The organism is Nocardia donostiensis (assembly GCF_002081715.1).
Classification (GTDB): domain Bacteria; phylum Actinomycetota; class Actinomycetes; order Mycobacteriales; family Mycobacteriaceae; genus Nocardia; species Nocardia donostiensis.
Genome location: NZ_MUKP01000051.1, coordinates 24,246 through 30,546, shown reverse-complemented (window position 1 = coordinate 30,546; position 6,301 = coordinate 24,246). Strand labels below are relative to the sequence as shown.

Below are 6,301 nucleotides of genomic sequence, written 5' to 3'. Positions count from 1 at the left end.
GCTCCCGCACCTGCCCCGGCGCCGCAGCCCGCAGCCCCGAAGCCCGCGGCGCCCGCCCAGGCCCCGTCCGGCGGTAACGGCGCCACCCCGTACGTCACTCCGCTGGTACGCAAGCTGGCCGAGGAGAACGGCGTCGACCTGAGCACCGTCACCGGCTCCGGTGTCGGTGGCCGTATCCGCAAGCAGGACGTGCTCGCCGCCGCCGAGGCCAAGAAGGCACCCGCCGCCCCGGCTCCGGCCGCTGCGGCTCCTGCCGCGCCGTCGGCCCCGGCTCCGGCTGCGCCTAGCCCGCAGCTGGCGCATCTGCGCGGAACCACGCAGAAAGCCAACCGGATCCGCCAGATCACTGCGGCCAAGACTCGGGAATCGCTGCAGACCACCGCGCAGCTCACCCAGGTCCACGAGGTCGACGTCACCAAGATCGCGTCGCTGCGCGCGCAGGCCAAGGCGGCGTTCAAGGAACGTGAGGGCGTCAACCTGACGTTCCTGCCGTTCTTCGCCAAGGCCGTGGTCGAGGCGCTTGGCACCCATCCCAACGTCAACGCCAGCTACGACGAGAACACCAAGGAGATCACCTACCACGCCTCGGTGCACCTCGGCATCGCCGTCGACACCGACCAGGGTCTGCTCTCCCCGGTGATCCACAACGCCAGCGATCTGTCGCTGGCCGGGCTGGCGCGCGCCATCGCCGATATCGCCAACCGGGCCCGCACCGGCGGCCTCAAGCCCGACGAATTGGCAGGCGGCACCTTCACCATCACCAATATCGGCAGCCAGGGCGCACTGTTCGATACGCCGATCCTGGTTCCGCCGCAGGCGGGCATGCTGGGCACCGGCGCGATCGTCAAGCGTCCGGTGGTGGTAACCGACGAGGCGACCGGCAGCGAATCCATCGGCGTGCGGTCGATGTGCTTCCTGCCGCTCACCTACGATCACCGCCTGGTCGACGGCGCCGACGCGGGCCGGTTCCTCACCACCATCCGGCACCGCCTCGAAGAGGCGGCGTTCGAGGCCGATCTCGGGCTGTAACACGAGGCCGCGGGCATGAAGGTCGTGATCGCCGGATCGTCCGGTCTGATCGGGACGGCGCTCGTCGCGGCATTGCGCCGCGACGGGCACCGCGTTGCCCGGCTGGTCCGCCGCCCGGCCGCCGGACCCGACGAGCACGTCTGGAATCCCGCACGCGGCGACCTGGACGAGCGGGTGCTGCGCGATACCGACGCCGTGGTGAACCTGTGCGGCGCCGGTATCGGCAGCAGACGCTGGACCGGCAGCTACAAACAGGAGCTGCGCGACAGCCGGATCACCCCGACCGATGTGCTGGCCGCAGCAGTCGCCGCCGCGGACGTTCCGGTGCTGTTGAACGCCAGCGGCGTCCACGTCTACGGGGGCGGCACCGGCGACCGGGTGGTGGACGAAACCACCCCGCCCGGCACCGGTTTCCTGGCGCGGCTGTGCCGAGACTGGGAGGCCGCGACCGCTCCTGCCGCCGCGGCGGGCGCCCGCGTCGTGCTGTTGCGCAGTGCGGTGGTGCTGGCCCGCAGCGGCGGGATGCTGGCGATGCTGCGTCCGCTGTATCTGCTCGGTGTGGGCGCGCGGCTGGGCAGCGGCCGCCAGTACGTGCCATGGATTTCGCTGGACGACGAGGTCGGCGCGATCATGTTCGCGCTCACCCGGGAGTCGGTGGCCGGGCCGGTCAATGTGGTCGGCCCGGCCCCGGTCACCAACGCGGAGTTCAATCGGGCGCTGGGCCGGGCGCTGCACCGTCCCACTCCGCTGGTGGTGCCCGCGTTCGCGTTACGTGCCGTGATCGGCGAATTCGCGCAGGAGGGAATTCTCAGCGGCCCCCGCGCGATTCCATCGGTGTTGGAAGAAACGGGCTACCAGTTCCGGCATCCCACTGTCGGCGCCGCCCTCACCGCGATCACGAATACGAGCAGATGACCAGTATCGACGCCACCGTCGTCCGGGACGCCCGGCTCGACGATGTGCCCGCAATTCTCGAAATCCACAACCAAGCCATCGCCGAAACCACCTCCATCTGGGACACCGAACCGGCCGACCTCGGCGAACGTCTGGCCTGGTTCCACAACCGCACAACCGCGGGGCGACCGGTGCTGGCCGCCGAAATCGACGGCGAACTGGCCGGTTACGCCAGTTACGGCCCGTGGCGACCGAAATCCGGCTACCGGCACACCGTGGAGAACTCGGTGTATGTCGCCGAACGTTTCCACCGGCGCGGTGTGGCCACCGCGCTGCTCACCGAGCTGCTCGCCCGAGCGCGGGCCGCGGGAAACATCCACGCCGTGATCGCCGCCATCGAATCCCGCAATACCGGTTCGGTCGCGCTGCACGAACGTTTCGGCTTCCGCACCGTCGGTGTGCTGCCGCAGGTGGGCCGTAAATTCGACCGCTGGATGGATTTGACGCTGATGCAGCTCACCCTCGACATGGGCGTAACGTCGTGATCGTGAACAACACGCGCACCGCCACCCGGTCGGCACGCTACGACAGCACACCCGTCGTCGTGCGCGAGCTGGGACTCATCGACTACGAACAGGCCTGGGACATCCAGCGCGATATCGCCGGACAACGCGCCGAAGGCACAGGCGCCGACCATCTGCTGCTGCTGGAACACCCCTCCGTTTTCACCGCGGGCCGCCGGACCGAGCCCGAGGACCTACCGGTCGACGGCAGTCCCGTCGTGCAGGTCGACCGCGGCGGCAAGATCACCTGGCACGGGCCGGGGCAGCTCGTCGGTTATCCGATCATCCGACTGGCCGAACCGGTCGACGTGGTCGATTATGTGCGCCGCCTGGAGGAGGCGCTGATCACGGTGTGCACCGACCTCGGGGTCGGGTGCGGACGTGTCGCGGGCCGTTCCGGTGTGTGGCTGCCTGCCACCGATGTGCTGCCCGAACGCAAGATCGCCGCGATCGGTATCCGGGTGCAGCGCGGTGTCGCTCTGCACGGTATCTCCCTGAACTGCAATTCCGTTTCCGACGGTTTCGACGCCATCATCCCGTGCGGTATCCGCGACGTCGGCACTACCACGCTCAGTCGTGAACTGGGTCGTGAAGTGACCGTCGACGAGGTGCGCCCACTGACCGCCGAAGCCATCATCGCCGCCCTCAATGGTGAGCTGCCGGTGTCGGAGCACGATATCCCCCGTGCCGAACCGGCGGACGATACGAAAGCAGGTTCGATCTCGTGACCTCAGCGCAAGCTCCCGCAGGCCGCAAGCTGCTGCGCATCGAAGCCCGTAACGCCGAAACCCCCATCGAGCGCAAACCGAGCTGGATCCGCACCCGCGCCACCATGGGCCCGGAATATTCCGAGCTGAAGGGTTTGGTGAAACGCGAGGGTCTGCACACTGTCTGCGAGGAAGCGGGCTGCCCCAATATCTTCGAATGCTGGGAAGACCGCGAAGCCACCTTCCTCGTCGGCGGTGAGCAATGCACCCGCCGCTGCGATTTCTGCCAGATCGACACCGGCAAACCCGCGCCACTGGACCGTGACGAACCGCGCCGCGTCGCCGAAAGCGTGCAGGCGATGGGGTTGCGTTACTCCACCATCACCGGTGTCGCCCGTGACGATCTGGACGACGGCGGCGCCTGGCTGTACGCCGAAACCGTCCGCGCTATCAAGAAACTCACCCCGCACACCGGCGTCGAACTGCTGATCCCGGACTTCCACGCGAAACCGGACCGGCTCGCCGAGGTGTTCGCCACCCGTCCCGAGGTCTTGGCCCACAACCTGGAGACCGTGCCCCGGGTCTTCAAACGCATCCGCCCCGCGTTCCGCTACGAACGTTCGCTGGAAGTCATCACCGCCGCCCGCAACGATGGCCTGGTCACCAAATCGAACCTGATCCTCGGCATGGGTGAAACCCATGATGAAGTCACTCAGGCCATGCGTGACCTGCACGAAGCCGGGTGCGACATCCTCACCATCACCCAGTACCTGCGGCCCTCGCCCCGGCATCATCCGGTGGATCGCTGGGTGAAACCCGAAGAGTTCGTTGAGCATTCACGTGTCGCCGAGGAGATCGGTTTCGCGGGTGTGATGGCCGGTCCGCTGGTGCGCTCGTCCTACCGCGCCGGCCGGTTATACGCCCAAGCCATGAAGCATCACGGCCGCGAGCTCGCGCCCGAGATGGCGCATCTGGCCGAGGAAGGCACCGCGTCGCAGGAAGCCAGTGCGGTGCTGGCTCGTTTCGGCAGCTGACCGAATCTTCTTTCCGCACATCAGCAACCTTCGGTGCAGCGTGATATGGCACTTCCCTATCACGCTGCACCAAGCCTCGTACCCGGTCCCGGCATCACCCGTGCCGTTTGCACTCGCTGAACAGGCTACTCGACAAGCGCCTGTTCTCCTGATCAGGACTCAGCGGTGATCGCGCCGCTCTGGACTGTTCGTCCCCATGAGATGAACGTCCTTCCGCCACCGCCGATTACGGCGCTTTTCGTCCGCTATTTCGCATTCTTCTTCGGCATTTGCGCCCAGTGGTCACGCGGGGGCAGCGCCCTGCTGACTGCCGGTTTCGCCAGTCAGCCAGTCATCAATAGGGACCATAAGATTTTAGCGGACTGTTTTTAGGTAAAAATTTCATTCTGGAGATCCCGCCTGGCAGACTGCATTTCGTTATCGCTCACCTGATAGGAGCAAGATGAAGCTCGCAGCCACGCTCGGCACAGCCGTCCTGGCCACCGCGGCCGTCGCACTGGCCCTCCCCACAGCCACCGCCGCCGCTCAGCCCTCCGGCTGCCACTCCTCCTACGATCCCTGCGTCCCCATCACCAGCGATGTGGACTGCGAAGGCGGCAGCGGCAACGGCCCCGCCTACACCGGACGCGTCCGCGTCATCGGCCCCGACGAATACGACCTCGACCGCGACGGCAACGGGATCGCCTGCGAAGGTAGCTAGGGTCGTAGGAGTTCCCGGCAAGGCCGGCTTACTGGTTCGCACGCTGGATGGAGCGTTGGGTTGTAAGCAGTTCCTCCCCTATGGGCCGAGCAGGGCCAAGGGGACCACAGCAATTCCATCAGGCCTGCGGTACGCATAGCTCCCGGTGGTGATCACCACAGCGTCGGCAAGTAATTCCCCGACCTTGGCCTTCAGCCATCGCAGGTGAACGATATCTTGCTCGTCCACTGTTGGCGCAAGCTTGGTCTCGACGGCGACGATCCGCCCGCCCTGCCCGGTAATGATGAAGTCGACCTCGTGGTCACCGTTCCGGGTACGAAGATGCTGCACCCTGGCTTCGTTGTCCTGTGCGTAGACCCGCAAGTCGAGTGCGGCCAATGATTCGAACAACTGGCCGAGAACATTTACGCCGTAAGGGGTTCGCATATTCTGGCCGGAACGGGCCAGCAGCGTCTCCGCTGTCATATCGAGCAAGCGGGCCGATAGCGCCGGATCTGCAAGAAAATGTTTGGGAGCTTGGGCCAGTCGTGCAATGGTGTTGCCGACCGGAAGCCAGCCCGGCACCGGGTCCAACAGCCACAGCTGGGAAAGAACATCGCGGTAAGCGATTGTCGTTGTTTTCGCCGGCTTGTCGGTCTCCCCGGCCGTCGCCGCATCCAGAATTGCATTGTAGGAGGTGGTGGTCGCGGTCGCGGCAGCGTATGCGGCGAGCCACGCCCGCAGAGTGGCAGGCCGCCGAACAACATGCCCCTGTTCCGGGAAGTCTCGTTCGACAATTCTGGCAATATAGCCGTCGAGCTGAGCTCGGCGAGCCCGATCGGGCAATGGACGAATCCCGGGGAAACCCGAGCCGGTGATCTCCTCGACATATGCCGGGAGGTCCATCGGAGAGTCGCCCGCGAGCGCCGCACGCCGACCGGACAGCAGGTCCCGCAGACTGACGGTCGGCTCGCAGATGCCTCGTTCGGCCAGGCTCATCGGACGCATCCGTATTTGCACGATCCGTCCGGCGCCGGAGTGCATCGGCGCCTCGGTGGGAGCCGCGCTGCCGGTAAGGATGAATCGCGCTGCCCGCGGGTCTCGGTCGACACTGCGTCGAACGTCGTCCCACACCGATGGCTGGCGTTGCCATTCGTCGATCAAAATCGTGCCCGAATCGCGATCGAGCCGCCCCGGGTCGGCAGCAAGCAGTTCACGCTGCTGCTCATTGTCCAGCGCATACATCACCTCGCAGCGCCGCTGTGCCGTTGCGGTTTTCCCCACCCCTTTGGCACCTTCGACAGCCACGGCTGCCAGGCCGGGCAACAAGTCGTCGAGTTCGGAGTCGACTACCCGCCGTCTGTACTGATCCACAGGGCTAAACTACCGTTAGCA

Annotated in this window: 7 protein-coding genes; 6 read left to right on the top strand and 1 reads right to left on the bottom strand. The window is 66.2% G+C overall.

The window, feature by feature from the left end:
* The 6 genes from sucB to B0T44_RS23175 all read left to right on the top strand — a co-directional run.
* Positions 1-1,029, top strand: a 1,029-nt coding sequence (sucB, locus tag B0T44_RS23200) for a 2-oxoglutarate dehydrogenase, E2 component, dihydrolipoamide succinyltransferase (RefSeq protein WP_081512569.1), incomplete at its 5' end; no start/stop codon positions are given.
* 15 nt (positions 1,030-1,044) lie between these two features.
* Entirely contained in the window at positions 1,045-1,944 is a 900-nt protein-coding gene (locus B0T44_RS23195) for a TIGR01777 family oxidoreductase (protein ID WP_077116633.1), read from the top strand.
* The gene (locus tag B0T44_RS23190) at positions 1,941-2,468 is read left to right on the top strand and encodes a GNAT family N-acetyltransferase (protein WP_077116632.1); all 528 of its coding nucleotides are present in this window, start codon (positions 1,941-1,943) and stop codon (positions 2,466-2,468) included. Before B0T44_RS23195 ends, B0T44_RS23190 begins: the two co-directional genes overlap by 4 nt.
* A gap of 2 nt (positions 2,469-2,470) precedes the next feature.
* Positions 2,471-3,214, top strand: a complete 744-nt coding sequence (lipB, locus tag B0T44_RS23185) for a lipoyl(octanoyl) transferase LipB (protein ID WP_077116670.1) — start codon at positions 2,471-2,473, stop codon at positions 3,212-3,214.
* Entirely contained in the window at positions 3,211-4,227 is a 1,017-nt protein-coding gene (gene lipA / locus B0T44_RS23180; RefSeq protein WP_077116631.1) for a lipoyl synthase, read from the top strand. The genes lipB and lipA overlap by 4 nt, the downstream gene beginning before the upstream one ends.
* 442 nt (positions 4,228-4,669) lie before the next feature.
* On the top strand, positions 4,670-4,927 hold the full coding sequence (locus B0T44_RS23175; RefSeq protein WP_077116630.1) for a hypothetical protein: 258 nt from the start codon (positions 4,670-4,672) through the stop codon (positions 4,925-4,927).
* Between the two features lie 78 nt (positions 4,928-5,005).
* Here the strand turns inward: B0T44_RS23175 and B0T44_RS23170 are convergent, their stop codons facing one another.
* Positions 5,006-6,280 carry an ATP-binding protein gene (locus B0T44_RS23170; RefSeq protein ID WP_077116629.1) on the bottom strand — a complete coding sequence of 425 codons (1,275 nt, stop codon included), beginning with the start codon at positions 6,278-6,280 and terminating at the stop codon, positions 5,006-5,008.
* Positions 6,281-6,301: the final 21 nt, after the last annotated feature.